The 26,313-nt window shown below is 72.1% G+C and carries 23 protein-coding genes and 3 pseudogenes; 16 read left to right on the forward strand and 10 right to left on the reverse strand.

The features are described 5' to 3' along the window. A pseudogene (locus ACWC9T_RS18835) lies at positions 1-637 on the forward strand (IS6 family transposase); the annotation flags it as partial. A 761-nt stretch (positions 638-1,398) separates the two neighbouring features. On the opposite strand, the gene ACWC9T_RS18840 reads toward ACWC9T_RS18835, so the two are convergent. Both ACWC9T_RS18840 and ACWC9T_RS18845 read right to left on the reverse strand, forming a co-directional pair. Next, positions 1,399-3,486, reverse strand: coding sequence for an alpha-galactosidase (locus tag ACWC9T_RS18840; RefSeq protein WP_449822162.1), 2,088 nt, complete (start codon positions 3,484-3,486; stop codon positions 1,399-1,401). 737 nt (positions 3,487-4,223) lie between these two features. Continuing rightward, positions 4,224-5,954: a hypothetical protein gene (locus ACWC9T_RS18845; RefSeq protein WP_449822163.1), complete on the reverse strand. Its 1,731-nt coding sequence runs from the start codon at positions 5,952-5,954 to the stop codon at positions 4,224-4,226. A gap of 609 nt (positions 5,955-6,563) precedes the next feature. Here ACWC9T_RS18845 and ACWC9T_RS18850 point away from each other — a divergent pair. From ACWC9T_RS18850 to ACWC9T_RS18860, 3 genes are all read left to right on the forward strand, one after another. Continuing rightward, entirely contained in the window at positions 6,564-6,755 is a 192-nt protein-coding gene (locus tag ACWC9T_RS18850) for a hypothetical protein (RefSeq protein WP_449822164.1), read from the forward strand. Positions 6,756-7,168: 413 nt separating this feature from the next. After that, positions 7,169-7,483: a hypothetical protein gene (locus ACWC9T_RS18855; protein WP_449822165.1), complete on the forward strand. Its 315-nt coding sequence runs from the start codon at positions 7,169-7,171 to the stop codon at positions 7,481-7,483. Beyond that, positions 7,480-8,010 carry an LPXTG cell wall anchor domain-containing protein gene (locus ACWC9T_RS18860; RefSeq protein ID WP_449822166.1) on the forward strand — a complete coding sequence of 177 codons (531 nt, stop codon included), beginning with the start codon at positions 7,480-7,482 and terminating at the stop codon, positions 8,008-8,010. Before ACWC9T_RS18855 ends, ACWC9T_RS18860 begins: the two co-directional genes overlap by 4 nt. 295 nt (positions 8,011-8,305) lie before the next feature. Here ACWC9T_RS18860 and ACWC9T_RS18865 read toward each other — a convergent pair whose 3' ends face one another. Next, a complete protein-coding gene (locus tag ACWC9T_RS18865) occupies positions 8,306-8,725 on the reverse strand; it encodes a MarR family winged helix-turn-helix transcriptional regulator (RefSeq protein ID WP_359970315.1) in 420 nt (139 codons plus the stop codon). Between the two features lie 98 nt (positions 8,726-8,823). Between ACWC9T_RS18865 and ACWC9T_RS18870 the strand changes: the two genes are divergently transcribed. The 3 genes and pseudogenes from ACWC9T_RS18870 to ACWC9T_RS18880 all read left to right on the forward strand — a co-directional run. Next, positions 8,824-9,645, forward strand: a complete 822-nt coding sequence (locus tag ACWC9T_RS18870) for an SDR family NAD(P)-dependent oxidoreductase (protein WP_449822167.1) — start codon at positions 8,824-8,826, stop codon at positions 9,643-9,645. A gap of 45 nt (positions 9,646-9,690) precedes the next feature. Next, positions 9,691-10,617: a hypothetical protein gene (locus ACWC9T_RS18875; RefSeq protein WP_449822168.1), complete on the forward strand. Its 927-nt coding sequence runs from the start codon at positions 9,691-9,693 to the stop codon at positions 10,615-10,617. 27 nt (positions 10,618-10,644) lie between these two features. Continuing rightward, positions 10,645-10,908 (forward strand): annotated as a pseudogene (locus tag ACWC9T_RS18880) (Tn3 family transposase); the annotation flags it as partial. Between the two features lie 68 nt (positions 10,909-10,976). Here ACWC9T_RS18880 and ACWC9T_RS18885 read toward each other — a convergent pair. Beyond that, on the reverse strand, positions 10,977-11,615 hold the full coding sequence (locus tag ACWC9T_RS18885; RefSeq protein ID WP_449822169.1) for a TetR/AcrR family transcriptional regulator: 639 nt from the start codon (positions 11,613-11,615) through the stop codon (positions 10,977-10,979). A gap of 70 nt (positions 11,616-11,685) precedes the next feature. Here ACWC9T_RS18885 and ACWC9T_RS18890 point away from each other — a divergent pair, with 70 nt between their 5' ends. The 3 genes and pseudogenes from ACWC9T_RS18890 to ACWC9T_RS18900 form a co-directional block, all read left to right on the forward strand. Continuing rightward, positions 11,686-13,281: an FAD-binding oxidoreductase gene (locus tag ACWC9T_RS18890; protein WP_449822170.1), complete on the forward strand. Its 1,596-nt coding sequence runs from the start codon at positions 11,686-11,688 to the stop codon at positions 13,279-13,281. A gap of 419 nt (positions 13,282-13,700) precedes the next feature. After that, complete coding sequence (locus tag ACWC9T_RS18895; protein ID WP_449822171.1) at positions 13,701-14,261, forward strand: hypothetical protein; 561 nt, start codon at positions 13,701-13,703, stop codon at positions 14,259-14,261. Beyond that, positions 14,197-14,646, forward strand: a pseudogene (locus ACWC9T_RS18900) (transposase); the annotation flags it as partial. The gene ACWC9T_RS18895 and the pseudogene ACWC9T_RS18900, both read left to right, overlap by 65 nt. Before the next feature lie 173 nt (positions 14,647-14,819). Here ACWC9T_RS18900 and ACWC9T_RS18905 read toward each other — a convergent pair. From ACWC9T_RS18905 to ACWC9T_RS18925, 5 genes are all read right to left on the reverse strand, one after another. Continuing rightward, positions 14,820-15,665, reverse strand: coding sequence for an SDR family NAD(P)-dependent oxidoreductase (locus ACWC9T_RS18905; RefSeq protein ID WP_449822172.1), 846 nt, complete (start codon positions 15,663-15,665; stop codon positions 14,820-14,822). Further along, positions 15,665-16,261: a TetR/AcrR family transcriptional regulator gene (locus ACWC9T_RS18910; protein ID WP_449822173.1), complete on the reverse strand. Its 597-nt coding sequence runs from the start codon at positions 16,259-16,261 to the stop codon at positions 15,665-15,667. The genes ACWC9T_RS18905 and ACWC9T_RS18910 overlap by 1 nt, the downstream gene beginning before the upstream one ends. Positions 16,262-16,340: 79 nt before the next feature. Continuing rightward, entirely contained in the window at positions 16,341-16,790 is a 450-nt protein-coding gene (locus ACWC9T_RS18915) for a DUF6817 domain-containing protein (RefSeq protein WP_449822174.1), read from the reverse strand. Positions 16,791-16,861: 71 nt separating this feature from the next. Then, positions 16,862-17,737: a ketopantoate reductase family protein gene (locus tag ACWC9T_RS18920; protein WP_449822175.1), complete on the reverse strand. Its 876-nt coding sequence runs from the start codon at positions 17,735-17,737 to the stop codon at positions 16,862-16,864. A gap of 55 nt (positions 17,738-17,792) precedes the next feature. Then, a complete protein-coding gene (locus tag ACWC9T_RS18925) occupies positions 17,793-19,040 on the reverse strand; it encodes a hypothetical protein (protein WP_449822176.1) in 1,248 nt (415 codons plus the stop codon). A gap of 128 nt (positions 19,041-19,168) precedes the next feature. On the opposite strand from ACWC9T_RS18925, the gene ACWC9T_RS18930 reads away from it, so the two are divergent. From ACWC9T_RS18930 to ACWC9T_RS18945, 4 genes are all read left to right on the forward strand, one after another. Continuing rightward, complete coding sequence (locus ACWC9T_RS18930; protein WP_449822177.1) at positions 19,169-19,720, forward strand: hypothetical protein; 552 nt, start codon at positions 19,169-19,171, stop codon at positions 19,718-19,720. Positions 19,721-19,817: 97 nt separating this feature from the next. After that, positions 19,818-20,582, forward strand: a complete 765-nt coding sequence (locus ACWC9T_RS18935; RefSeq protein WP_449822220.1) for an ABC transporter ATP-binding protein — start codon at positions 19,818-19,820, stop codon at positions 20,580-20,582. Between the two features lie 5 nt (positions 20,583-20,587). Continuing rightward, positions 20,588-21,979, forward strand: a complete 1,392-nt coding sequence (locus tag ACWC9T_RS18940) for an FtsX-like permease family protein (RefSeq protein ID WP_449822178.1) — start codon at positions 20,588-20,590, stop codon at positions 21,977-21,979. A 248-nt stretch (positions 21,980-22,227) separates the two neighbouring features. Continuing rightward, complete coding sequence (locus ACWC9T_RS18945) at positions 22,228-23,427, forward strand: sensor histidine kinase (protein WP_449822179.1); 1,200 nt, start codon at positions 22,228-22,230, stop codon at positions 23,425-23,427. Positions 23,428-23,537: 110 nt separating this feature from the next. Here the strand turns inward: ACWC9T_RS18945 and ACWC9T_RS18950 are convergent, their stop codons facing one another. Beyond that, positions 23,538-24,203, reverse strand: a complete 666-nt coding sequence (locus tag ACWC9T_RS18950; RefSeq protein ID WP_449822180.1) for a response regulator transcription factor — start codon at positions 24,201-24,203, stop codon at positions 23,538-23,540. A gap of 201 nt (positions 24,204-24,404) precedes the next feature. Between ACWC9T_RS18950 and ACWC9T_RS18955 the strand changes: the two genes are divergently transcribed. Both ACWC9T_RS18955 and ACWC9T_RS18960 read left to right on the forward strand, forming a co-directional pair. Further along, positions 24,405-24,818: a MarR family winged helix-turn-helix transcriptional regulator gene (locus tag ACWC9T_RS18955; RefSeq protein ID WP_449822221.1), complete on the forward strand. Its 414-nt coding sequence runs from the start codon at positions 24,405-24,407 to the stop codon at positions 24,816-24,818. Between the two features lie 14 nt (positions 24,819-24,832). Next, a complete protein-coding gene (locus tag ACWC9T_RS18960) occupies positions 24,833-26,269 on the forward strand; it encodes an MFS transporter (RefSeq protein ID WP_449822222.1) in 1,437 nt (478 codons plus the stop codon). The last annotated feature ends 44 nt before the right edge of the window (positions 26,270-26,313 follow it).

Below are 26,313 nucleotides of genomic sequence, written 5' to 3' on the forward strand. Positions count from 1 at the left end.
TCCCGCTGTCGTTCCGCGAGGTGGAGGAACTGATGCTCCAGCGCGGTGTCGTCGTCTCCTACGAGACGGTCCGGCGGTGGTGCCTGCAGTTCGGGCAGAGCTACGCCGATGCGCTGCGCCGCAGGCAGCCCCGGACCGGGGACAAGTGGCATCTGGACGAGGTCTTCATCAAGGTCAACGGCCGGCGGAAGTACCTGTGGCGGGCCGTTGACCAGGACGGCAACGTGCTGGACATCCTCGTGCAGGGGCGGCGGGACAAGGCCGCGGCCAGGCGCTTCTTGCGCCGCGTCCTCAAGCGGACCCGCGCGGTGCCGAGGGTGATCGTCACGGACAAGCTCCGCCCAATGGAGCCGCCCACCGCGAGGTCATGGCGTCCGTGGAGCACCGCTCCCACAAGGGTTTGAACAACCGGGCCGAGAACAGCCACCAGCCCACCAGGCAACGCGAACGCGCCATGAAGGGCTTCCGCTCCGCCGGCGCGGCCCAACGCTTCCTGTCCGCGTTCAGCGGCATCTCACCCCACTTCCGACCCCGTCGGCACCTGATGGCCGCCACCGGCTACCGAGCCGAGATGACCGTCCGCTTCGCGATCTGGGAGCAGGTCACCGGAGCCGCCGGCCCGCCCACCGCGGCCTGAACACACAGCTGCAACCCGGCTCCACCACACCCCGACACACCCTCAGGCACTCTCGCACGCAACAACGTGACAACGCCCAGAGCGATAGCTGGCGCCCGGACACGGTGCCGGCGAGCCGAGCGGAGCAGGCCGGGCGTCGTCGAGCCGCGGCTCGACGATGAGATCTCAGGGTTGAATTGCAGAACATAGACGGGCCCTGCCGTCACTCATCGTCGCCGCGGACTTTCGTCGTGCACGGGTACCACGCTGCTCGGGTACGTCGGATGGCTGTGAAGGTGGGCCATCGAACGAACCTTCCCGGGCAATGGTTGATCACCATCGAGCGGGCTCGCCGCCACCGCCGAGGACCCTGGCTGTGTCCCGGGCATGTCACGGATCAGGTCCTGGGGCCTCGCCGGTCGAGCCGATCGGCGAGCGGCGCCCACGTCTTCAGGGCGGCGCGCGGGCGGGGCCGCTGGAGGTGTTCGGCGTTTCTCACGATCGCATCGAGTCGGAGGAGCGGTTCCAGACCGCGGTCCGATGACTCGCAGGAGTCCCGGTAGCGCCGGGTGGTCGTTGTCACACCGGGCCCCGGGCGCGCTTCGTGGCCCTTCTTTCACCGCAGGCGGGTGGCAGGACGCGGCAGGGGCATTGGGCCGGGCGGGGTCCCGCGGGTGAGTTCGCGTCTCGCCGGAAGCAGCCTTGGCCGCGGCCCGTTGCGGGGCCGCGGCCAAGGTTCGGCGTGCCGGGAGCCGGCGACCGCCGCGTTACTGGTTCCGGGGTCAGGAGAGCAGGGTCCAGGACTGGCCGGGGGTGGCGCCGTTGGCGGTGTTGGTGACGGCGGTGGAGCCGGCGGTGGTGCCGGAGGTGTCGAGAGCCAGGCCGGTGGCGACGTTGGTGATGGTCAGTGCGCCGGTGGTGGTGTTCTGCATGACCCGCCATTCCTGCCAGGGGTTGCCGGGCGAGTAGTTGAGCAGGTAGGCGCTGTTGCCGGGCTGGGTGCCGGCGGCGAGCACGGTGTGCTGGTGGGTGGGGGTGTAGCAGTTGTCGCTGATGCGCACCGTGCCGTCGGGGTTGGTGGTGAAGGTCCACTGCTCGGAGGTGTGGTCGGTCCACCAGGTGTTGATGTCGGCCGAGGAGCCCAGCTGGGAGCTGCAGGTGCCGGAGACCTCGAGGACCTGGCCGCCGGTGCCACCCGCGCTGATGGAGTGGTAGCGGCCGTCGCCGACGACCGCGGCCGGGATGGTGGCCGGCAGCGGGGTGAGGCGGTACATGGCGACGGCGTGCGGGGCCAGCCAGGAGCTCAGGTTGCCGGTGATGTTGCCGGTGGTGCCGGTCCACAGCTCCTTGGAGGAGTAGCCGGGACCGCCCAGGCCGAGGGCGCTGAGGCTGGTGGAGACGGTCTGCCAGTTGGTCGGGTCCTGGTTGACGAGCAGGACGGCGGTGTCGCCACCCGCGAGCTGGCGCTTGAGCACCACGGGCGCGGTCTGCGAGTTGGGGGCGCTGCCGACCAGGGTGGCGGGCTTGGCCAGCGTGTCCTGGTCGATCCTGATGACATCGGCGTTCTTGTAGATCGCCAGGCTGTTGCTGTTGATGCCGGTGGTCCAGTTGACGCCGTTGTAGCTGTGCTGGGTGTCGGCGACGTTGCGCAGGTCGGCGCCGGAGATCAGCGGGGCGGCCATCATCGAGAGGATCGACATCTCGGTGCGGGACTCGTCGTCGGTGAACGACTTGGAGCTGATGTTGTTGTCGGTGGTGCCGTACACGCCGTAGGGGTCGTTCCAGCCGGTGAACATCATGTCCATGTCGTTCCAGCTGCCGGGGCGGACGTTGCCCGGGTACTGCAGCGCGGTCTGCAGCTGCCCGTTGTAGAGCACGCCGTTGATCTCGCTGTCGCGGTCGCCGCCGATCCGGCACAGGTTGGCGACCTGCCCGCACCAGACGCCCGTGGGCGCGTAGCCCGGCGAGCTGTACTGCGGGGTGCCGGCGGCGAGGATGACCGGGTCGGTGCGGGCCGGGTCGTTGGCGTTCAGCAGATAGGGGACGCCGGTGTGTACGGGCTGCGCGGAGACGCTGAGGGTGACCTTCGGACGGCCCTGAGCGGCGGAGGCGGCGTCGAGGGCCTTCTGGAAGGTCTGCACTCGGGCGTACATGGACTGGGTGAGTTCCTTGCCCTCGCCCTGGGTGTAGTAGTTGTGGCCGTCGGGGCCGGTGATCTGCGGACCGTAGGGGCAGTCGTCGTACTTGACGTAGTCGACGCCCCAGGCGACGAAGTCGCCCGCGTCGGTGGTCTCGTGCCCCAGGCTGCCGGGGTGACCCTGGCAGGTGGTGTATGTGTCCGTGCTGTAGATGCCGAACTTCATGCCCTTGCTGTGCGCGTACCGGGCCAGGTACTGGATGCCGTTCACCGACTGACCGTTGACCGTCTGGGACGGGTAGCCGGCGTTCGGCACCAGGTGGCCCGACGTGGGGTCGTTGCCCGTGCCGTCCGTGCCCCAGACCGGATGGTTGTCGTTGTCGTACAGCTGCATCGCGCCGTAGGAGTTCTTGACCAGGTCGGCGCTCTGGTCGCTGCGGTGCGAGAGTGACCAGCCGTCGTCGATGGTGACGGTGTCGTAGCCGGCCGCCACCAGGCCGTTGGCGGACATGAAGTCGATGGTCTGCTTGACCTGTTGCTCGGTGACGCCGGTACCCAGTGAGTTCCAGGAGTTCCAGCCCATCGGCGGGGTGAGGGCGGTCCCGTTGTCGAGTGCGGCGGCCGGCGTGGCTGTCGCGAGGGTGGCGGCCCCGACGACGGCGAGCCCCGGGGCGGCCAGGGCCAGCGTCAGCAGGACGTTCGAAAGGCTGGTGATTCTTCGTGATACGCGCATGGAGGCAACTCCGCTGGGGCGCATGGGGGATGGGTGGGGGAGCGGAAGAACGCACGGCGCGTGCCGTGGCAGGGGCGCGGGGGTGACGCCACTGCCGGACGAGTCGGCGACGCGGTATCGACTTCAAGAGGGCGAAATCCAACAAGACGTCACGCGCAAGTGCCCCACTTCCGGTGCGCCGACAGCCCACTGGCGCCCTGAGCCCTTGCGGGAACTCACTGGGACAAGACCCGGCTACGCACGGACCGATCGAGCCCGAGGCGAGAGCCTTGTATCGACCAGGGTGCTGTCGTCGCCGACGACACTGTAATGGCACATTTCACAGACCAACAGGGGTCGCGTGTGACTGTGTTCGATAATGTCTGATTGTGTTTCACTGTCGATCGGATATCCGGATGTTGAGGCCGACCCGGACGCGGCTTCGGGTGGGAGTGCTGGAGGGCGCAGTGGCCTCCGCGATCAGGGCGCAAACCCTGCGGGGCGGTCAGTGTCGCTGTGCACACTCCAGGCCGACCGGGCCCGCCCGCAGCCAACCGACCGGCGGCTGGGTACAGCTCGCCGGTGACGACGACGCCACCAGCCCGCTCCACGACGTGGAGTTCGACATCGTCCACCATGAGGCCGGCTCGCCCGGAGGGATCCTGCGACTGGGCCGGAAACGCCAGCCGTTGTGGGGCCGTGGCCGAGGTTGGGATCATCCGGCGTGGCCGGCTGCTGCTGCGCCGCCGGCCGCTGGGTCAGGAGAGCAGGGTCCAGGACTGCCCGGGGGTGGCGCCGTTGGCGGTGTTGGTGACGGCGGTGGATCCGGCGTTGGTGGCGGTGGTGTCGAGGGCCAGGCCGGTGGCGACGTTGGTGATGGTCAGTGCGCCGGTGGTGGTGTTCTGCATGACGCGCCATTCCTGCCAGGGGTTGCCGGGCGAGTAGTTGAGCAGGTAGGCGCTGTTTCCGGCCGAGTTGCCGGCGGAGAGCACGGTGTGGACGTGGGTGGGGGTGTCGCAGTTGTCGCTGATGCGGACGGTCCCGTCGGGGTTGGTGGTGAAGGTCCACTGCTCGGAGGTGTGGTCGGTCCACCAGGTGTTGATGTCGGCCACGGAGGTCAGCGGGGAGCTGCAGGTGCCGTTGACCTCGAGCACCTGGCCGCCGGTGCCAACCGCGCTGATGGAGTGGTAGCGGCCGTCACCGACGATCGCGGCGGGGGCGGCGCCAGGCAGCGGCGAGGCGGATCGGGTGGCCGGCGCCGGTGTGACGGAGGCGGGGCTTGTGGTCGGTGTCGCCGAGGTGGGGCTTGCGATCGTTGATGCCGGTGGAACGGGGGGTGCTGTCGGGGTGGTGACCGGGGTCGGGGTGGCGGTCGGGGTGGGGGTGGAGGGCGTGGTGGGCGTGGCCGAGGGGGTGGGGGATTGAATGGGTACGGTCGGCGGGTCGGGGGTGGTGGGGGTTGCCGTCGATGGCGGGGCCGACAGGGCGGCGGTCGCGTCGGAGGGCGACTGCTGCGTTCCGGCGACGGCCACGATCGCCAGGACCACGGAGGCCGCGCCCGTTGCCAGAACCACTTTTACCCTTCCGCGGGGCGACGCGGGGTGACGGCGGGTACCGTCGGGCCGGCGTGCGGACGCGCTCGCTGCGGTCGCGGTCGGGGACCGCACCAACGCGGTCGGCGCATCGGCGGACGGGTGCGCCGATGGATGCACTGGCCACAGCAACAGCGCCGGGGCCAGGGTGGCGCGTTGCCAGGTGTGGATGGCGATGAGTTCGGTGCGCGCGCGCTCGCAGCTGTCGCATCCGGACAGGTGGAGGTCGAGGTCGTCCGTCCGGCCGGAGGCGGTGCTGCGGACGATGTCGCCCAGTCCGGCCACCAGGTGGCGGCAGGAGCGATTGGGGGTCTGGGAGACGTATACCTGCAGGTAGGCCTCATAAAGCCCATGACGTGCCGTCAAGTCAGGGCGTGGGTGCGGCGTCGAAGCCGGCGTGGCCGGGGCCTGCGTTCCGGCGGGTGCCCCGAGATATTGCCACAGGTCTGCCTGTGAGGATTGCGGCAGGCTTCGGAAGGCGCGTAGAAGGAGTGAGGCTTCTTCCGCGGCGACGGCCGCCGCCTGGGCCGAGGGCTGCGCCGGGTCGGTGCGGGGCAGGCTCTCAAGCCAGGAGGCGAAGTCGGGGGAGAGGGATGCCTGCCGCCCGGTGTCGGCCCAGCTGGCCGCGGTGCGCCGTACCGCAGCCAGCAGGTACGGGTGCCAAGCGCCGGTCGGGCCGGCGCCGGCGCGGACCGCGTCCAGGGTCCGGGTGAGGGCCTCGTCCGCGAGTTCCTCCGCGGCGCGGCCGTCCCGGCAGCACAAGGCCGCGTAGGCCAGCACTGCCGCCCGGTAGCGGCCGGCGATCTCCTGGGCCGCCGGCCCGCCCTGCCGTGGTCCACCACGGATGCGCCCCGCGATTTCGGCATCCGTGGGCATGGTGGTGGCTGGGTCTGGCACTTGCTGTCCTCCGTGCACTTCTTGGGCCACGCGGCCGATGGGGGGCGAGCGAGAACGCCGCGGCGCCGTAGCGGGGAGATTGGGAGCTCGTGGCCCCGACATATGGCCCCGGCCCGGCCCGGCGCGGACGCCGGGCCCGCCTGCAGACGGTCCCGAATGCAGGGCCCGCGGGGCTTGGTCGCACCCGGCCCGTCAATGCCCGGCTGACCTGCAGTGATGTCGTGTAGAACCGCCACCCGCCGAGGATGGATAGTGGCTGCAACGGCCCCCACCCGTCAAGGGGGTGCCACTCGGACCGCACGCACTCGACTCCGACACCCAGTCATGCCGGCAATTCGTCAACAAGCCTGCGGCGCGTCAGGATCGGGCCCTCGGTGGCGAGCAGCATCTTTGCCTGGAGCGGTGTCAGCTCGTGGACGGTGGCATCGGCCCGGACTCTCCTGTGCAGCGGCGGGCGCTGGCTGGGAAGAGGCTGATGACCTCTCTGGCCGGTCCATCCGGGGGCTTGGGCGGGGGCCCAGTCCCACCGATGCGCTGACAAGGTGAAATATCCCACTCCATAGTTATCAACTATAGTAGTTATGGTTCATAGGTAAAGGGCCTTCAACGATGAGCACCAAGACCGCCCTGATCGCTGGCGCCTCCTCCGATATCGGGTCGGCCACCGCTGTCGCGGCCGCGATGCGCGACGCCGTCAAGGCGGGCGTGCTGTCGGCAGCAGCGGAGGCGGCCGGGGTGAGCGTGGAGGTCCGCTGTTCCTCGCCCACCTCGCGGGCACCAACTGACCCTCGCCCCATCTGAACCTCGCCGGGCAGGCGCGGGCCGCATTGGGTCGCGGCCCACCCGGCCGCAGGTCTGCCACGGCTGGATCGCGGGCGTCAGATCATCCAGGCCGGCGCAGAACTGCGCCACGCCCGCCTTCAGGAAACAGTTGCTGGGTCATCGCTCGCCCAGGCACCTTGGCGAACCAGGTCACCGGCGGTCAAAAAGTGTGAAATTACACCGGATTTCCGTCCCCAACAGGACCCCAAGTTGCCGGCGGCACGCTCGCCCGCCCCCATCGCTGCCAACCGGAAGACCCAAGGACCCGCCGACATATGCGCAGTCCGCTTTCCATTGTCGGGATCCTCCCGAGGGGTCTCCCGGGGCGTTGGAGCGGACTTGCCGCGCCAACCCAACTGACGGGGCGAACACCTCTTACAAGGAGCTATCCAGTGAATCACCCCCTGCACCGGACCCTTCCGGTCCTGGCCGGCCTCGGCATAGCCGTGAGCGGCCCGCTCTTCGCCAGCGCCGCACACGCCGTCGGTCGCGACTGCGGCGCCCCCACCGTCCAGTACTCGGTCGACGGCGGTGCGCACTGGGTCAACGACGACCGGATGCCCGCCCCGCACGGCACCATCCAGGTCCGCCTCGCCGGCGAGCCCTTCACCGGCTGCGACTACAAGGTCTCGCTTGCTCCTACAGCACCGAAGGCCCGACCTTCGCGTCCTCGGGCACGCAGGCCTTCCTCGGATCGACCACCGTGACGCTCAGCCGTGAGAACCCCCGGGCGACTCTGGACATCAGCGCCTACCTGCCGAAGTGCTTCGGCCAGATCGACCTGTACCCCGGTGACCGGAAGTTCGACGGCCACAGCAATCCGCTGCCGCACTACCCGGACACCGTTCTCCCGGACCACCTGATCACCGGATGGAACGGCGGCACGGCCTGCCAGTCGCCCACCCCGACCCACCCCGCCACCTCGCCTGCCCCGACCCGCCCGGCCATCAGCACCCCGCCCCTTCCGGGCAAGCCCTCGGCCAGCGCCTCGGCCTCCCCCACCGTTCCGGGCACGTCGGGCGGGTCGGCCCCAGCCCCGGGGGGTTCCACGGACGTGGCCACTCAGGTCGGCTCGCCTTCGGCCAAGCTGACCACGGACCAGCCCGCGCCGGGCCTGGCCCAAACCGGCAGCAACGACGGGCAGGTGATCGCCACCGCCGCGGGCGGCGCGGCTCTGCTCGTTATCGGTGCGGGCACACTGGCCGTCAGCCGACGCCGCACCAGGCGACACTGACGCACCATGATCCAGGCGCCCGCAAATGGCTGGGGCTGGCGCTGCCGCGCCGGCGACGTATCGCTCTCACGTTGCACTCCGTCGGGCGACTGATCTGCGGAAACGCTCCGTCCGTCGCATCAGACGCGAGTTTCGCGTCTGATGCGACGAACGGAGAGTAGTGGCACCGCACGGGAGCGCAGCGAAACCCACAGATCGGGCCCGACACGGTACTGCCCGCTCACCGCATGGCGCGCGTCCAGCCGGCTGGACGCAACGGGCAAGGGCCGGACTGGCCCGTCGGCCGGTGCCGCCGTCAGGTCTCAAGGACCAGTTGCAGCAGTTCGCGCAGAGACTCGCGCTGCTCAGTGGTGAGCCGGGCCAGTGGGGCGCCGGCGAAGGGCATGCGGGTGCGGAGGTCGGCGGCGACGGTACGGCCGGCCGCGGTGGCGGCGACGAGCTTGACGCGCCGGTCGCCCGGGTCGGGGTGGCGCTCGACCAGGCCGCGGGACTCCAGGCGGTCGATGATGGCGGTGACGTTGGAGGGTTCCGCGCGCAGGTGGTCGGCGATGCGACGCATCGGGACCGGATCCTCGGCGGCGAGCAGGGCCTTGACCTGGAGCGGGGTGAGCTCGTGGGCGTTGGCGGCGGACTCGGACTCCTGTGCGTAGCGGCGATTGATGGCCGCGAAGAGTCCGATGACCTCCCTGGCCAGCTCATCCGGTGACTTGGGCATGGGATCCAGTCTACCGGCATGCTTGACAAAGTGAAATATCGCATCCCATAGTTATGGGCAATGGTAGTTATGGCTCATAAGTAAAGGATGACTGAACGATGAACACCAAGACGGTCCTGATCACCGGCACCTCCTCCGGCATCGGCCTGGCCACCGCCGTCGCCGCCGCGCAGAGCGGCTGGCACGTCGTCGCCACGATGCGCGACACCGCCAAGGCGGGCGCGCTGCTGGCGGCGGCGCAGGAGGCCGGGGTGAGCGTGGAGGTCCGCACGCTGGATGTGACCGACCCGGCCTCCGTCTCGGCGTGCCTGGCCGGCCTCGACCGGCTGGACGCGCTGGTCAACAACGCCGGCGCCGGCCACGTCGGCACGCTGGAGCAGGAGAGCGTCGAGGACGTGCGCGCCGTCATGGAGGTCAACTTCTTCGGCGTCCTGCACGTCACCAAGGCCGCCCTGCCCCTGCTGCGCGCGAGCAAGGGCCGCGTGGTGACCGTGTCGAGTGTCGGCGGCGTGGTCGGCCAGCCGTTCAACGAGGCGTACTGCGCCGCCAAGTTCGCGGTCGAGGGCTTCATGGAGTCGCTCGCCCCGGTCGCGGCGACGGTCGGCGTGGCCGTCAGCGTGGTCGAGCCGGGCGCGGTGGCGAGCGAGTTCGTCAGCAACGTGGGCGGCCGCGGCACCCTGCTGGAGCAGGCCGGACCGTACGCCCCCGCCCTGCACGCCTACATCGAGCGCACCCGGAAGGCATTCGACAACGCGCAGACTCCCGAGCAGGCCGCCGCCGCGATCATCGAGGCCCTCACCGTGGACCGGCCGGTCTTCCGCGTGCAGACCTCCGACGCGGCCCGTCAGTTCAGCGCCACCAAGATCGCCGACCTCGACGGCTCCGCCGTCCTCGCCCTCACCGGCTCCTGGATCCGCTGACCTCCAGCCGCCCCGTCCGCCCCGCCCCAGAAGCGAGAACCGACCTTGTCAGAGAACACCGCCGCCGACCTCGACCGCCTACGCGCCGCTCTGCTCGCCGGCTCCTACGAGCACCGGGTCCGCACCGTGATGCACCGCTGGTACAGCGGCTACGAGGCCCCGTACATGGACCTCGACCGCCAGGGTGAACTCGTCACCGAAGACTTCACCATGCACCGCCCGCCCGAGAGCGGCATGCCCAGTGTCCAGGGCCGCCAGGCCTACCTGGACAGCGTCGGCGGCGCCGACCCCAACCAGAGGAACGCCCACCACCTGCGCAGCCTCGCCATCGAGCACACCGGCGCACGGACCGCGCAGGCGGTGGTCACCCACGACTTCGAGACCGTCGGCCCGGCCATGAACGGCGCCGCACTCATGCGCTACGACCTCGAACTCCTTCAGGACCCCACCGAGCGCCTGCCCCGGATCAGGGCCCTGGGCCAGCGGGTCCTCAGCCACCAGGAGGCGCCGTTCACCGAGGCGTACACCGAGAACCGGGTGCTCGCCTTCGTCCACTACTGGCTCTCGCTCCTGGAGCTGCCCGCCCCCGACGCCGAGCCTCTGCGTGAACTCCTGCACACCGACCTCACCATGACCCTCTCCGACGGTCGCGTCCTGCACACCTTCGACCAGGTCGCCGCCTGGTACGCAGAAAACGCCGGCCTGGTCGCCATCAGCACCCACCACCTCGCCGACCTCACCAGCACCCTCGCAGGGGACAACACTCTCGACCTCTCGGTCGACTTCGCCTGGGAAGGCATCACCCGCGCGGGCCAGCCCGTGATCGCACGCACCCGCCACCACTGGAACCTCGCCGAAACCGGCGAACGCTACCTGCGTCTGCGGCGCTTCGCCGTCACCGTCCTCGACCCCTTCACCCATGCCACGGCACAGGAGGCGCACGCCCACCATGACGCCAACAAGATCGGCTGACCGGTGTCCACCGGCCGGACGGGGTAGGAGGACCAGCTCGGCGCGCTCGGCCTGGTGCTGAAGGCCACGGTGCTGTGGACCACCTGCTACCTGGACGCCGCCGTGGCCACCCTGCGGGCCCTGCCCGCCGAGCAGCGCGAGCGCGACGTCCTGGACGAGGAAGTGGCCCGGCTCTCCCCGCTCCAGCACGCCAACCTGAAGGCCTTGGGCCGCTACGGCTTCCGCGGCTCCACCCCGGCCGACGGGGTGCTTCGGCCCCTGCGCGCCGCGGCCGGGGCAGACGAGGAGTAGGACGAGACCGTCGAGAGCTGACCGGGGCTCCGCGTAGTTGCCTCACGACCAGGAAGTGCCGGTCCAGATCACGTGTGGTCGTTGTCGGCGGCGAGGATGGCGTGGCTGGCCGCGGCGAGCCGAGCACAGCGCCGGGTCATGGCTTCGGGTGTCTGGCCGGGGTGGTTGATCCACCAGCGGATGAGGGCGGTGCACAGGCCGCGCCATGCGTACTTGAGGGCGTCGGCGTCGAGGGGGTCGCCGGATCCGGCTGCGTGGAGGAGTTCGGCGGTGCCGGTGGCGGCGAGGTCGTCGATGGCGTCGCGGTAGTACGCGGCGCGGTGGGCGGCGTCGCTGCCGGGCGGCAGCGAGGGGTCGTAGAGGACGAACCAGGCCTCGCGCTGGCCGTCGAGGGCGTCGAAGAGGGCGTGCAGCACGCGCAGGGGCGTGGGCGGTGCGCCGGTGCCGTGTTCGGCCATGGCGCTGCGGATGGCGTCCAGCAGCCGGTCGCCGACCGGGTTGAGACAGGCGAGGTAGAGGTCCTGCTTGCTGCCGAAGTACTGGTGCAGCAGCGGTTTGGTGACGCCGACGCGGGTGGCGATGGCGGCCACGGTGGTGGCCTCGAAGCCGCGGCGGCCGAACTCCTCGGTGGCCGCGGCCAGGACCTGTCGTTCGCGGTCGGCCCTCGGCACGCCCTTGGTGCCGGCTCGGGAGGAGAGCATTGTCATGGAGCCATATCTTACCCTAAGGTAATTTACCGTTGGGTAAGTTAATTCGATCCCATCCGGGAGCACCCCCATGCCTGCCGCCATGTCCGTCCCCCGTACCCGCTCCTGGTGGGGCTGGGGCTACGCCGACGTCCACCCCGACGACGCCGAATGCGCCGCGCTGGGCGCCCTGTTGCCGGGCACCCTGGCCCGCCCGCTGCCGGTGCCCCGCGTCGCCGACCTGCCGATCTGCCGCCCCGCCGCCACTCCCCCGCCCGCCCTGGCGCACCTGGTCACCACCGACCCGCAGGCCCGGGCCGCCCACGCCATGGGCAAGGCCTACCGCGACGTGATCCGCGCCCTGCGCGGCCGGCCCGGCCGGATCCCCGACCTCGTCGCCCACCCGACCGGGGACCAGGACGTGGCCGACCTGCTGGACTGGGCCGGCGAGCACGACGTGGCCGTCATCCCCTTCGGCGGCGGCTCCTCGGTGGTCGGCGGCGTGGAGTACCGCGGCGACGCCCACCGCGCCGTGCTCTCGCTCGACCTGACCTCGATGGACCGAGTACTGGAGATCGACACCACCGGCCGCTCGGCCCTGATCCAGGCCGGGGCCCTCGGCCCTGTGCTGGAGGCCCAGTTGCGGCCCCACGGCCTGACGCTGCGCCACTTCCCGCAGAGCTTCGAGTTCTCCACCCTCGGTGGCTGGCTCGCCACCCGCGCCGGCGGCCACTACGCCACCGGCCGCACCCACATCGACGACTTCGTCCAGTCCCTGCGCGTGATCACCCCCGCCGGGGCGGGCACGTCCTGGCGGCTGCCCGCCTCCGGCGCCGGGCCCTCGCCCGACCGGCTCTTCCTCGGCTCCGAGGGCTCACTCGGCGTCATCACCGAGGCCTGGGTGCGCCTGCAGGAGCGCCCCGGCCACCGCGCCTCCGTGTCGGTGGCCTTCGCCGACTTCCGGCGCGCACTGGACGCTGTGCGCGCCATCGCCCAGTCCGACCTCGCCCCGGCCAACTGCCGCCTACTCGACCCCGGCGAGGCACTGCTGGCCAGCGCCTCGCCCGACGGCTCCAGCGTCCTGGTGCTCGGCTTCGAATCGGCCACCGCCCCGGTCGGTGACCGCCTCGCCGCAGCCCTGGACCTCGCCCGCGCGTACGGCGGCCACGCCGAACCGCCTGCGGCGGACCGCGACGCCCCCGCCGACTCGGCCGTCAGCGCCTGGCGCTCGGCGTTCCTGCGGATGCCCTACCTGCGCGACGGACTGGCCCGGATGGGCGCCGTCGTCGAGACCTTCGAGACCGCCGCCACCTGGGACATGATCCCCGCCCTGATCGACGCCGTCCGCACCGAAGTCGCCGCCGCCGCTCTGAAGGCCACCGGCCACCCCGCCACCGTCAACTGCCGTCTCACCCACGTCTACCCCGACGGCGCCGCCCCCTACTTCACCGTCGCCGTGGCCGGGCGCCCCGGCGACGAGGTCGCGATCTGGGACGACATCAAAGCCGCCGCCAACGACGTGCTGCACCGCCACCACGCCACCATCACCCACCACCATGCCGTCGGCCGCGACCACCGCCCCGCCTACGACCGCCAACGCCCCGAGCCCTTCGCCCTGGCCCTGCGCGCCGCCAAGCACGCCCTCGACCCCCGCCACATCCTCAACCCCGGCGTCCTGATCGACTGACAAGACAGCCAACCGGGCGAGGGCGGTGCTCAGCAGTGCGGAGCCGCGCCCTCGCCCTCGGGGTCGGCCTTCTCCTGGTCGCCGGGCCGAGGTGGACCGCCGGCACCGCGCCTTCCTCCAGAGCCCGGCCTGCACCGACTGCGGCGACGTGCCCAAAGAGGAGTCCAGCCACGTCTACGAGACCGGCCGCTCGTGGACCCGCCGCCCCGGCAGACGCTGCTACCCCTGCCACAAGAGCCAGGAAGAGCGGCAGAAGAAGGAAGCCAAGAAGGCGGCGGAGAAGCCACCGGCACCGGAGGCCGCGCCGGTCACCGAGCCTGCTGCCACGGTCGCTCCGGTCGCTGCCGCGCCGCGTCCGATGGCCGAAGCCTGGCCGTGTGAGCTGCCCACCGTTCCCGAGGGCCCGGCGGGCGCCCCGTTTGAGGCGGTGGGCACCCCTGGCCTCCAAGCGCCCGAACTTCGTCCAGCAGGCCCGCTCCACATTCCTCGACGCGGCGGCCGGTGTTCTGGTTGCGCGCGACCAGGTGGTCCGGGCCGACCTCGGTTCCCGCACCCCGGGCGAGATCCTGGATGCCGTCCCGGCGACGGCGCCGGGCACCGAGCGGGTCTACATCACCGCCGGCGCCCCGTGGCACGACGGCGCCGAGCGGTACAGCACGCTCAAGGACGCGGTCGCGGCGTGGCTGAACACGGCGTCGGAGCGGTGGGCCATCGCCACCGGCTCCGGCCGGGACAGGCTGGCCGGGCTTTTCGTGCACCAGCGCCAGCCGGTGGGCCGCTACGCTCCGGTCGCCGTGCCCGACGGCGGCACCATCGAGATCCGTTTCGTGGGGGAGTGGTTCGACCTGGTCGTCGCGGACGTTGTGACGTGCCGGGAGGCGTTCCGGCTGCTGTGGCAGGCGTTGCGCCGGCACCCGTGCGGCCGAGGTGGTTCTGGCGGAGATCGGCGCGGACATCACCAGGTTCCCCTCGGCCGCTGACCTGGCCTCCTGGGCCGGGGTCTGTCCGGGCAGCCACGAGTCCGCCGGCAAGCGCAGCACTGGCAGGACCCGCCGCGGCGACCCCTGGCTCAAGGGGGTCCTCGGACAGGCCGCCACCTCAGCGGCCCGCTCCAAAGGGACCTACCTCAGTGCCCGCTGCCGGCGTATCGCCTCCCGCCGCGGCAAGAAGAGAGCCCTGGTCGCACTCGAGCACTCGATCCTCGTCGCCGTGTGGCACACGTTCACCAACGACATCGAGTATCACGATCTCGGCGGGGACTGCTTCCTCGAACGCACCGGCGAGGCCCGGCAGGCCCGACGGCTCGTCAGCCAACTGGTCCGCCTCGGCTACCAGGTCACCCGACAACCCGCCGGAGCGGCCTGACCTGGGGCAACAGCCCGAGGACGGGGGACTTTCGTACTAGCCGTTTGCTGGGCAGACCCGGACCCGCCCAAGGGGAGACGGCAGAAGGGGGCGTCAGTCGGTCACGGTCTCATCGGGCCTGATCTCCTCCGGGCCCTGGACAGGGAGCGGACCCGTCCGCGGGCGCGGCGGGTTCACGCGCTCGGCAGTGGGAAGTTCATCCGCATCATCGTGTCGAAGGCGGCGTCCGGCAGCAGCCGCTTGGCCAGCATCGTTCCGCGTGCCATCGCCCCGATCGCGTACCGCGCCCGCGGCCTGCGGGTGGTCGCCGCGCGGACGATCACCCTGGTCGCCGCCTCGGCCGGTACCGCGCCGTTGCGGCGGCGGAAGGCCTTGTTGGCGTACATGTCGGCGAGCTCGGCGCGGAACCGCCCGTACGGGTCGGCGGGGTCGGCCTCGGTCCGCATCGTGCCGACCGCGGTGTCGGCGAACTCGGTGATCGTGGGCCCGGGTTGGACCACCACGACCTTGATGCCGAATGGCGCGACCTCCAGCCGCAGCGAGTCGCTGATCGCCTCCACGGCGTGCTTGCTCGCGTGGTAGAACGCACCACCGGGCGGGGAGAAACGCCCGCCCATGGAGGACAGGTTGACGATCCGTCCGTGCCCGGCACGCCGCATCCCGGGGAGCACCAGCTGGGTCATCCGGACCAGCCCGAAGACGTTGGTGTCGAACTGTGCCCGCACCTCGCCGGGCGTGGCGGACTCCACCGGCACGTGCAGGCCGTACGCGGCATTGTTGATCAGTATGTCGACGCTACCGTGCTCCTCCTTGACCCGGGCCACGGCGGCGGCCATGGACGCCTCGTCGGTGACGTCCAGCGCCAGGGTAATCAAGCCTTCACCGGCCAGCTCGGCAAGCGTTTCCGGTCGACGGGCCGTGGCGTAGACGCGGTGGCCCAGCCGGTGCAGGGCGAGCGCGGTACGCCGACCCATGCCCGAGGAACAGCCGGTGATCAGGACGGTCTTGGCGGTGGTCATCAGCCGGCCTTTCGGTGCAGGAGGTCCCAGACGGCTTCTTCCGCCTGGGCGAGGGCCTCGGGGGAGAGCTGGGCGAGACCTGCGGGGCGCTGCTGCTTCAGCAGTCCGGCGAACGCCCCCATGGCCATCGCGACCAGCTGTTCCGGGTCTCCGGCGCGGATCTCGCCGGCCCGCTGCCCGCGTTCGATGAAGTCCTGGGCCAGCGCGTCGATCTGCGCGGCCAGGGCCTGGCTCTCGGGAGCCAGGAAGGTGTCGTGCTGCTGGTGCTCCAGGAAGACGAACGCATCCAGGTGGTCGCTCGCGTACCGCGTGAAGCCGCGCCAGAACTGGCCGAACTCCTCCCGGGTGTCCACCGCCGGGCCGTCCTCGGCGAACGTCTCGGCCAGCCGGTCCAACAGCGCCTGCTTGGCGTGCTGGAAGGCGGCGTTGCCCAGCGCCTCCTTGCTCGGGAAGTAGCGGTAGATGCTGCCCACCCCCACCCCGGCGCGCTGCGCAACGGCGGGCATCTGGGTGCCCTCGTAGGTGCGCTCGGCGAACAGTGCGATGGCAGCGTCGAGCAGCCGTTGGGCAAGGTCGGGTTTGTTGGACGGAGTCACGGAATGAATATTCATTCCGCCCCTGGGGTGCTGTCAAGCGCCGGGTATCGGGCAGGATCCGCCGGCGGCACCAGCAAGGTCACAGCCTCGCGGCGTAGACGGAGAGTGTCCAACCGCAGGGTGGAACTTCACGCAGGTCCTCCTCCGGCGGCGTGTGGTCGTCCCCGGTGAACCGGTCGTGGAACAGCGGTTGTTCGTCCAGGCCCAGGCGTGGGTAGACGGCGGCCCGGCCGCAGCTGGCGTACAGGTAGACCAGCGCCTCGGCGCGGTGGCCGACGAGCTCGACCAGGGTGTCCCGCTCGTCCAGCCCGAGCAGGGCGCCGTCGAACCCGTCGGTCCCGTACGCGGCGTGGCAGAGCCCGGCGGCCTGGACGGTGGAGTCGGTGTCCCACTCCGCCAACAGTGCCGCCACCCGGGCCAGGTGTTCCAGGAGGGTGCCGCCCGGATGCGGGATCCGGTCGGCCCCGTGGGCGCGCAGGAAGTCATCGATGTGGCTCCACACGGGAGCGCTGCGGTGGTCGGCTGACATCACCTCAGGAGTTCTACTCGTGGAGTCAGCCGCCCCGCAACCGGAATCGGCGGGTCTGCCGGAAGGGTTCGTCAGGCCAGCTCGCGCACCAGCCGGGCGATGGTCGGGGTGTCGACGCCGTGCGCCTCGGCGGCCCGCAGCACGGCGCCGCCGATCGCGTCGAGCTCGGTTGAGCGACCGGCCTCCACGTCGCGCTGCATCGAGGACTTCATCGTCCCGGGGATGCGGTCGAACGCGGCCAGCAGGGTCTGCGGGTCTGCCGGGGCGCCCACCGCCTTGGTGACGGCGGTGATCTCGTCCAGCACGGCGAGGAGTTCGGCCCGGTGCTCGCTGCGGACGACACCGATCCCGTCGGCGTGCCGGGTGGTCAGCAGGGCGAACGGGGCGAGGAAGGACAGCTTGCTCCAGAGCATCGCCGTCTCGTTCTCGCGCAGGGTGACGTCCAGGCCGGTGTGCCGTAGCCGCTCGGCGAACTCCTCGACCGGGGCGGCAAGTTCGATGGTGGCGAACGGGCTGGTGTGCTCGATCCGGCCGGGCGCGGTACGGGTGGCCTCGACCCGGATCGTCCCGGCCGTGACCCGGGCGGCGGGGTAGCGCTCGCGCAGCAGCGCCATGTGGTCGAGGCCGTTGAGCAGCGGGACGACGATCGCCCCGCCGAGGACCTGCGGCGGGATCCGGTCGAGCGCGGCGGTCAGCGCCGTCGCCTTGACGGTCACGAAGACGGCGTCGACCGGTTCGCGCAGCTCGGTGGCGGCGTCGACCCGGGCGGTGAACTCGCCGAACTGGGCGCTGTTGACCTGCAGGCCGTCCCGGTTGAGGACGGCGGCGGTCTCCTCGCTGGCCAGGCAGACGACCCGGTGGCCGTCGCGGGCCAGCAGCCCGCCGATCAGGCCGCCGACGCCGCCGGGGCCGAGTACGGCAACGTTGAGGGGGGCGGTGGTGGACATGGTGACTCCTTTGGATGGCTTTGGATGCCTTGGACAACAGGGGGATCGGGTGCGGCTACACCCCGACGTCCCAGAAGAAGCGACCCTCCAGGCCGTCCGGGCTGAGGAAGCCGAAGCCGTCGCCGTAGTCGAAGTCGAGGAAGAACGGATCGTCCTCCTCGCAGGCGTTCGAGAGGGAGAAGAGGTACCGCCAGTCCGGGCCGACCTCGGCCCGGCCGCTCGGGAAGGAGGGGATACCACCGAGGTGGTCGTGGACGTGCGGGCCGTCCGGGAACGGGACCTCGGGGCCCTCGCCGCGCCAGTACCGCTGGAAGGCGGCTCGTCCATCCATCGACCGGTTCAGGTCGGCCGACAGTGGCACCAGGTCGAGGTGGAACTCGACCGGTGTCCGCTCGCCGTCGGGCTCGCGCCGCCAGAGCGTACGGCCCCGGGTGCCGGGCGGTCCGATGACAGCGAAGGGCGGGATCCGCCCGCCCGGCTGGATGAGCAGCAGGCCGTCGCCCGCCTCCGGATCGCGGCCGCCCATGCGGGCGTCGTCCGCGGCGAGGAAGAGGTAGGCGAGCCGCGATTCCTCGCCCGGGACGGGGAACTGGCCGATGAACACCAGCGGTTCACCGGTGGTGGGGGAGAGCGGCCAGGCGGGTTCGGCCAGCCAGCAGGGCTGGCCGCCGAGCTTGGGGACCGGGGCGGTGATCGGCTGCCCGGACCGGCGCGGGGAGAGTTCCAGGCGGGGGAGGAAGGCGGCGTCGTGCGGACCGGTGGCGGTGCCGGTCGGGTACGTGGTTACGCGGTGGCCTCGGGGGGCGGTGCTGTGGAGGGAGACGTGGTCGAAGTGGAACGGCGGCTCGTGGCGCGGCTTCCGGCCGGGGACCAGGGGCGGACGGCATCGGACGTTCCGGGAGAGGCGCAGTGTGTCGTACCGCAGGCTGCCGCTGCTCGGGTCCGGCACAGGCAGGCCCTCGGCACGCAGCGCCTCCACCAACTCGTGGGCGGGCCAGCCGAACAGGTCGATCCCGTGGTACCCGACCGGGCAGGCGGGCCGGTCGTCGTTCGGGTTCCGGCCCACCATGACGCCCTGCAGGCCGTCACCGTCGCCCGAGGAGAGTGTGACCGCCACTCCGGGCAGCTCGAAGCCCAGCGCCCAGCGGGAGCGGCAGACGAAGGTCGGACGCACCCCGTCCGGCAGTAGCTCGCCGTGCGGGGCCAGCAGCGCGCGCACTGCCGCCTCGGTGAGGCCGAAGCGCAGTTCGGGCAGCGGGGCGGGCAGACGAACGCCGTGGCCGGGCAGCAGGTCGATGGTCACCTGATCATGATCCCTCCTCGGGCGGGTCGGGGGAGCCCGTTTTTCGCGGCCGGAAAAGTGCGGGCCCGGGGTGGGCGGAGCGCGCTAGGGTCGGCCTGGGGGACTGATGACCGTAGATGATCGGTTGGTTGCGGCGGTGCGGGCCCGGGCCGCTGTCGATACGTTGGCCGTCGGGCGTCGAGGGCGCCGGGCTGCGTCACGTCGACCACCCGGATCCGCGGGCGCGCCGGCGGGCCTCCGACTGCCTGCGGACGTACGGCACCCCGCTGTTGGCGGAGGTCGTCGTCCGTCTGCTGCGGCTGGCGCGGGATCCGGTGCCGTCGGTCCGTTGCAGCGCGGCCCTTGTCCCTCGGCGACGGCGGTTGACGGGGGAGACCAGGGCAGCCCGGCTCACGCTCGTCCGGGACGAGGAGGCTGGCGTACGCGTGGCGGCCGGGCACGTCCCGGCGGCCTCCGGGGACCGGACGGCGGAGGTCGCCGACGCCCTCGCGGCGCTGCTGGACGAGGACGAGTTGCGGGTGCGGCTGGAGGGCGCGTACGGGCTCTCGCTCCGGGACGACCTGCGGACGGCCCTGGCGTCCGAGTGGGTCGGCGAGCTGACCGGGCCCGAGTACGAGTACGACGATCGGGCGGAGGCGATCTGGCGCTGGCAGCTGCGGAACCGGCCCGAGGGGACCTAGTTCCACCTGCGGGGTTCGGTTTTCCGAACCCCGAATCGGGGTGCTGGCACAATCGATCTCCCGGTCCCGGATGCCCAGGATTGAGGGCATGAACGGGATGACGACAGCCGCCGCAGCGGCGGCGCAGGACACGGTGACGGACGCGGCGCTCACCGGTGAGGGGCTGTACCGCGAGTACGGGCGCGGCGGGGCCGCCGTCCGGGCGCTGCGCGGGGTCTCCGTGGCCTTCGCGCCGGGGACGTTCACGGCGGTGATGGGGCCCTCGGGCTCGGGCAAGACCACCCTGCTGCACTGCCTGGCCGGGATGGACCGCCCCACCCGGGGCGCCGTCCGCTGGGGCGGCACGGAGGTGTCCCGGCTGCCCGAACGGCGGCTGGCGGAACTTCGGCGGACCAGGGTCGGGTTCGTCTTCCAGTCCTTCAACCTGATGCCCGCGATGACCGTCGCACAGAACGTCGAGCTGCCAGGCCGGTTGGCCGGCCGTCCACCGGAGCGCGCCCGGGTTCGGGAGGCGCTCGCCCGGGTCGGCCTGACCGGGCGAGAGCGCCACCGACCAGGCGAGCTGTCGGGCGGCCAGCAGCAGCGGGTGGCGATCGCCCGCACGCTGGTCGCCCGGCCGGAGGTGCTGTTCGCCGACGAGCCCACCGGCGCGCTGGACCGGGCGACCGGCCACGACATCCTCGACCTGCTGCGCGCGGGGGTGGACGTGGACGGGCAGACGTGCGTGATGGTCACGCACGATCCGGTGGCCGCCGGGTACGCGGACCGGGTGCTGCTGCTCGCGGACGGGGTGCTGGTGGACGAGCTGATCCGGCCCACAGCGGCGCAGGTCGGCGAGCGGCTGAGCCGGTTGGGTGGGTGAGGGCGATGAGTGATTCCGTGCTGATCCTAGCGGTCAGTCAGATCCGGCGTCGACCAACGGCCTTCGCCGGGCTGGCGGCGGCGCTGTTCCTGGCGGTCGGGGCGGTGACGCTGTTCGGCTCACTGGCCGCGGCGCAGCTCACGGCCCCGGCGGCCGTGACCCGGGCCGCGGTGGCCGGGCCCGGCCTGGTGGCGATCGCCGGGGCGTTCGGCGAGATCGCCGTCCTGGTCGCGCTGTTCGTCGTGGTCAACGCGCTCGGCTTCACCCTCCGGCAGCAGCACCGTGACCTCGCGCTGCTGCGGACGGTCGCGGCGACACCCCGGCAGATACGGCGGCTGGTCCGCGCCCAGGTCGCGGCAACGGTCCTGCTGGCCGTCGTCCCCGGCTGCGTGGTGGGCTTGCTCGGGGCCCGCGCCTTCCTCACCGCGCTCCAGCGGCGTGGCATGGCCGCGCCCGGCCTGCGGATACCCGGGACGCCCGTGCCGATGCTGATCGCGCTCGCGGTGGCGCTACTGGTCGGCCTGGCGGCCACCGCCGTCGCGGCCCGGCGGGTCATCCGGCCTGCCCCGGCCGCCGCGCTGACCGACAGCGCGGCCGGACAGCGGCGGACGGGCGTGCTGCGGTTGCTGGCGGGGGTGGCGGTGTTGACGGGCGGTGTCCTGCTACTGCGGCTGGCCGCCGGCAGGCCGACCAGGGAGTTGGACAAGGCGGGGCAGGCGGCGCTGCTCGGTTCGCTGGTGCTGCTGGCGGCGGTCGGGCTGCTGGGGCCACTGGCGGCGCGGGTGCTGGCAGCGGTGCTCGGCGTCCCGATCCGGGCACTGGCGCCTCGGGCGGGCTGGCTGGCGGACGCCAACCTGCGGGGGTACGCGGCCCGGCTCTCCTCGGCGGTGGTTCCGGTCGCGCTGCTGGTCGGACTCTCGGTGACGGTGCTGGTCATGACCAGCACCGTCGAGCACGCGGCCTGGGCGACCGGTGCGACGACCAGCGTCACCAAAGCGAGCGATGTCTGGCTGCGGCAGGCGGAACTCGGGCTGCTGGTCTGCTTCGCGGCTGTCTCCACGGTCAACACCCTGGTCGCGCTGACTGCCGACCGGCGCCGTGAGTTCGCGCTGCTGCGGCTGGTAGGAGCCACGCGCAGGCAGCTGATGCGGATGCTCTCCGTCGAGGCCGTCCTGACGACCGCGGTGGGTGTGCTGCTCGGCGCAGCGGTGGCGGCCGCGGCGACGGGGGCTTTCAGCCGGGCGGTCACTGGCTCGATGGTTCCGGTGGTGCCGGGCACGGCCTGTGCCTGGGTGGTGGCCGGCGCGGCGGTGCTCACGGTGCCGGGGATCGTGGGCACGGGGCTGTGGGCGGTCGGCGGGCGTGCGGTGGAGGAGGTGGGCGGGGAGCGGGGGTGAGGTGTCGGGCGGCGGGTGGTCAGCCGCGCGTGTTGGCGGTGGCTCGGGGAGCGGGAGGAGGGACGGGCGATGGTCCGGGTGGCTGGCGGTCGTTGTGGGCGCTGAGGGGCGTGTGTCCTGGCGGTTGCCCGGGTGGGTGTGCGGCGGTCGGGCCGGCGCCTGGGGGATGCTGGGGGCCGGTTGATCAGTGAACGGTGAGGCGCGTGGTGGCTGGGTGGCGGCGGGTTCTGACGGTGCGGGGCGGTGACGTGGCGTTCGCCGTCCTGGGGCTGCCGCTCGGGGTGCTGGGCGGGGTCTACGCCGTGGCCGTGCTCTACACGGGGGTGCTGCTCTCGCTCACCGTCCTGGGGCTGCCGTTCCTGGTGGCCGCCCTGGTCGGCGCACGGGGGATCGGTGGGCTGCACCGGCGGCTGGTCGGGCGGCTGCTGGGCGAGCAGGTGGCCGCGCCGCCGCCGCGGGAACGGCCCTCCGGGGCGTTCGCCCGGGGGCGGGTGGTGCTGACCGACCCGGTGGCCTGGCGGGCGCTGCTCTACCTCTTCCTACGGCTGCCCCTCGGGACGCTCGGCTTCCTGGTCGTGGTCGGGTTGCCACTGAGCTGCGTCTGGCTGGCGGCCTTCCCGCTGTGGGTAAGGCTGTTGGAGCCGGGGCCCCGGCCGGCGGGCTGGCTGGACGTGCTGGGGCTGCCGGCCGGCCTCGCGGTTCTCGCCGCCGTACCGGCCGCGCTGCGGGCCCTGAGCCGTGCCAACCGCGTACTCGCCCGGGTGTTGCTCGGGCCGGCGCGCTCGCAGCAGCGGGTGCGCGAGCTGGAGAGTGCGCGGGCCACGCTGCTCGCCGAGAGCACCGACCGGCTGCGGCGATTGGAACGCGACCTGCACGACGGCGCCCAGGCGCAACTGGTCGCGCTCGCCATCACCCTCTCGCTGGCCGACGATGCCCTCGCCGACCTGGCCCCGGCCGACCCGGGCCCCGGCGCCGGGGCGGGACGGCTGCGCACCCTGGTCGACCGGGCCCGCGGCCAGACCGACGACACCATCGCCGGGCTGCGCCGTCTGACCCGGGGCATCCACCCGGTGGCGCTGGACGGCGGGTTGGCCGAGGCGCTGCCCGGACTCACCGCCACCTCGCCGGTCCCGGTCACGGTCCGGCTGGACCTGCGGGAGCGGCCGGAGGAGGTGATCGAGCGCGCCGTCTACTTCTGCGCGGCGGAGCTGCTCACCAACGTCGCCAAGCACAGCGGCGCGGACACGGCCGAGCTAACCGCGAGCGTGGTCGAAGGGCAGGTACGGCTGACGGTCCGTGACGACGGTCGCGGCGGTGCGGCGATCGGCGCGGGCACCGGTCTGGCGGGGCTGGCCGAACGGCTCGCGGCGGTGGACGGGGCGCTGCGGGTGGACAGCCCGCCCGGCGGGCCGACGACCGTCACCGCCGAGCTGCCCAGCAGGTTGTGACGCACCTGGACTTGGATTCGGACCTTGACCGGGACCCGGATCCGCCCGCACCCTCACTCTCACCCGCACCTGCGCCGGGACCCGGACCCGCACCTGCGCCGGGAGGCCGGTCAGGCGCCGGTCTCCGCGAGGTAGGCGAGGACCGCCTTGACCCGTCGGTTGTCGGCGTCCGTCGCGGGCAGGGCGAACTTGGTGAACACGGCGGCCACGTGCTTCTCCACCGCCCGCTCCGACACGGTGAGCAGCCCGGCGATCGAGCGGTTGGAACGGCCCTGGGCCATCAGCTCCAGTACCTCCCGCTCGCGTGCGGTGAGCGAGTCCACCCGGCTGCGCCGTCCGCCGTGCATCAGCCCGTTGACGATCTCCGGGTCGAGCGCCGTGCCGCCCTCGGCGACCCGGTGCAGGGCGTCCACGAACTCGGAGGTGCGGGCCACCCGTTCCTTGAGCAGGTAGCCGATGCCGGCGGCGCCACCGGCGAGCAGCCGGGCCGCCCAGGCGGTCTCCACGTGCTGGGAGAAGACCAGGATCCCGACCTCGGGCGAGGCGGCCCGGATCTCGATCGCCGCCCGGATGCCCTCGTCGGTGTGGGTGGGAGGCATCCGGATGTCCACCACGGCCACGTCGGGCCGGAGCTCGGCTACGGCGGCGACCAGCTCGGGGGTTGTACCGGCGGTCGCGACCACCGCGCAGCCGCGGGCGGTCAGGAGCTCGACCATGCCGTCCCGGAGGATCACTGAGTCCTCGGCTAGCACGACGCGGAGCTGCTTGTCGATCATGACGTCATTATCGGGGTGCGCCAGGGCTGCCGGGTGCGGGAGTCCGGCGTCGGCGGAAAATGTACAGCGAGACTGGACAGCCCAGACTGATGAAATTACCGTGGAGTCGTGACCGAGAAGCGAACCTCCCAAGCCACCCTCGAAGCCCCCGCCGACTCCGCACACCCCACCGGCTCCGCCGACCCTGCGGACTCGGCGGCCGTGGCCGCCCGGGAGCTGCGTGCCGTCTTCAGCCGGCTGCGCCGTACCCTCCTGGCGAAGATCCAGGGAGTCAGCGATCTCACCCCCTCCCAGACCGCCGTGCTCAGCAGGCTGATCGGCGAGGGCCCGGCCTCGCCCAGCGCGCTGGCCGCCGCCGAGCGGGTCCGTCCGCAGTCCATGGCCGCCACCCTGGCCGCACTGGAGGAGCACGGGCTGGTCGGGCGGCGGCCCGACCCAGAGGACGGGCGCCGCCAGCTGGTCAGTCTGACCGAGGCAGGCCTGGCGTGGATCGCGGACAGCCGTCGGGCGCGTGAGGAGTGGCTGGCCCGGGCCCTCCAGGAGGAGTTCACCGAGGCCGAGCGGGCCGCCGTGCTGGAGGCGCTGCCGCTGATCGATCGGTTGAACCGGCGGTGACCGGCCCATCGACCCTGCTGGCCCGGCTCCGGGGCCGCCGCAAGTCGCCGGGTGGTCAGCAGCCCGAGCGTCACGATGAACGGCCCACCCCGCGCGGCGAGTTCAACCGTCGGCTGCTCGCGCCGATGGTGCTCGGTTCGGTGCTCAACCCGATCAACTCCTCGATGATCGCGGTGGCCCTGGTCCCGGTCGGCGCCGCCTTCGGTGCGCCGCCCGCCGAGACCGCCTGGCTGGTCACCGCGCTCTACCTCACCACCGCCGTCGGCCAACCGGTGATCGGGCGGCTGGTGGACGACTACGGGCCGCGCCGGCTCTACCTGGCCGGAACGGCCCTGGTCGGTCTGGCCGGAGTACTCGGTGCGCTGGCGCCCTCGCTCGGGGTGTTGGTCGCCGCCCGGGTGCTGCTCGGCCTCGGCACCTCCGCCGCCTACCCCGCCGCGATACACCTCACCCGCAGCGAGGCCGAGCGGACCGGGCAGAGCAGCCCCACCAGTGTGCTGACCGTGCTCGCCGTCGCCGGCCAGACCGTCGCGGTGATCGGACCCACCCTCGGGGGTCTGCTGATCGGACTCGGCGGTTGGCGGACGGTCTTCGCGGTCAACGTCCCGCTGTCGCTGACCTGTCTGGCGCTCGGCGTCGCCCGCCTGCCCACCACGGCGCCGCGCCGTATCCGGGAGGACCGGCTCGACCACGCCGGGATCGCACTGTTCGCGATCCTCCTGCTGGCACTGATGCTGTTCGTGATGAGGCCCAGCACCGCGCTCTGGTACCTGCCGGTGCTCACCGCCCTGGCCGCCGTCGGCTTCGCGGTGCGCGAGACGCGGACCCGCAACCCCTTCATCGACCTGCGGGCGCTCGCCCGCAACCGTCCGCTGATCGCCACCTATCTGCGCCAGGTCCTCGGCAACACCGGCACCTACGCCTTCCTCTACGGCTACACCCAGTGGCTGGAGGAGGGGCGTGGCCTGAGTGCGGCCTCCGCCGGGCTGGTCCTGCTGCCGCTCTCGCTCACCGGCCTCGCGTCCGCCGCCGTCACCGGCCGCAGTGCGGCCGTGCGTGGCAAGCTGGTGGTCGGATCGGTCTTCCAAATGGCCGCCTGCGCCGCTCTGTTGCTGCTGGGTTCGACCAGTGGAGTCGCACTGCTGATTGCCGTCGGCGTGCTGGCCGGCATCCCGCAGGGGCTGATCGGACTCGGCAACCAGAGCGCCCTGTACCACCAGGCCGACCCGGCTGCCATCGCCTCCGCGGCCGGGCTGCTGCGCACCTTCATGTACCTCGGCGCGATGGCGGCCTCGGCGGCGAACGCCGCCTTCTTCCCGGACGGCGCCACCACGGGCGGGCTGCACCACCTCGCGCTGTTCATGTTCGGCGGTGCGGGACTGCTCTTCGTCGTCATCCTCCCCGACCGCTCGCTCGGCCGGGTGGGAACGGCTGCCGTGAAACAGAACTGACGGAGAGTGATTCCTGGCCGACCGCTACCGCACCCATGAGAGCC

It is taken from the genome of Kitasatospora sp. NPDC001159 (assembly GCF_053598235.1).

Bases quoted from the DNA above. Each gene is read 5' to 3' on its own strand.
- ACWC9T_RS18915 (WP_449822174.1), bottom strand. From the start codon at position 16,790: ATGTCAGCCGACCACCGCAGCGCTCCCGTGTGGAGCCACATCGATGAC.
- ACWC9T_RS18890 (WP_449822170.1), top strand. From the start codon at position 11,686: ATGCCTGCCGCCATGTCCGTCCCCCGTACCCGCTCCTGGTGGGGCTGG.
- ACWC9T_RS18905 (WP_449822172.1), bottom strand. From the start codon at position 15,665: ATGACCACCGCCAAGACCGTCCTGATCACCGGCTGTTCCTCGGGCATG.
- ACWC9T_RS18920 (WP_449822175.1), bottom strand. From the start codon at position 17,737: ATGTCCACCACCGCCCCCCTCAACGTTGCCGTACTCGGCCCCGGCGGC.
- ACWC9T_RS18850 (WP_449822164.1), top strand. From the start codon at position 6,564: ATGAGCACCAAGACCGCCCTGATCGCTGGCGCCTCCTCCGATATCGGG.
- ACWC9T_RS18840 (WP_449822162.1), bottom strand. From the start codon at position 3,486: ATGCGCGTATCACGAAGAATCACCAGCCTTTCGAACGTCCTGCTGACG.
- ACWC9T_RS18870 (WP_449822167.1), top strand. From the start codon at position 8,824: ATGAACACCAAGACGGTCCTGATCACCGGCACCTCCTCCGGCATCGGC.
- ACWC9T_RS18950 (WP_449822180.1), bottom strand. From the start codon at position 24,203: ATGATCGACAAGCAGCTCCGCGTCGTGCTAGCCGAGGACTCAGTGATC.
- ACWC9T_RS18940 (WP_449822178.1), top strand. From the start codon at position 20,588: ATGAGTGATTCCGTGCTGATCCTAGCGGTCAGTCAGATCCGGCGTCGA.
- ACWC9T_RS18885 (WP_449822169.1), bottom strand. From the start codon at position 11,615: ATGACAATGCTCTCCTCCCGAGCCGGCACCAAGGGCGTGCCGAGGGCC.
- ACWC9T_RS18865 (WP_359970315.1), bottom strand. From the start codon at position 8,725: ATGCCCAAGTCACCGGATGAGCTGGCCAGGGAGGTCATCGGACTCTTC.
- ACWC9T_RS18935 (WP_449822220.1), top strand. From the start codon at position 19,818: ATGACGACAGCCGCCGCAGCGGCGGCGCAGGACACGGTGACGGACGCG.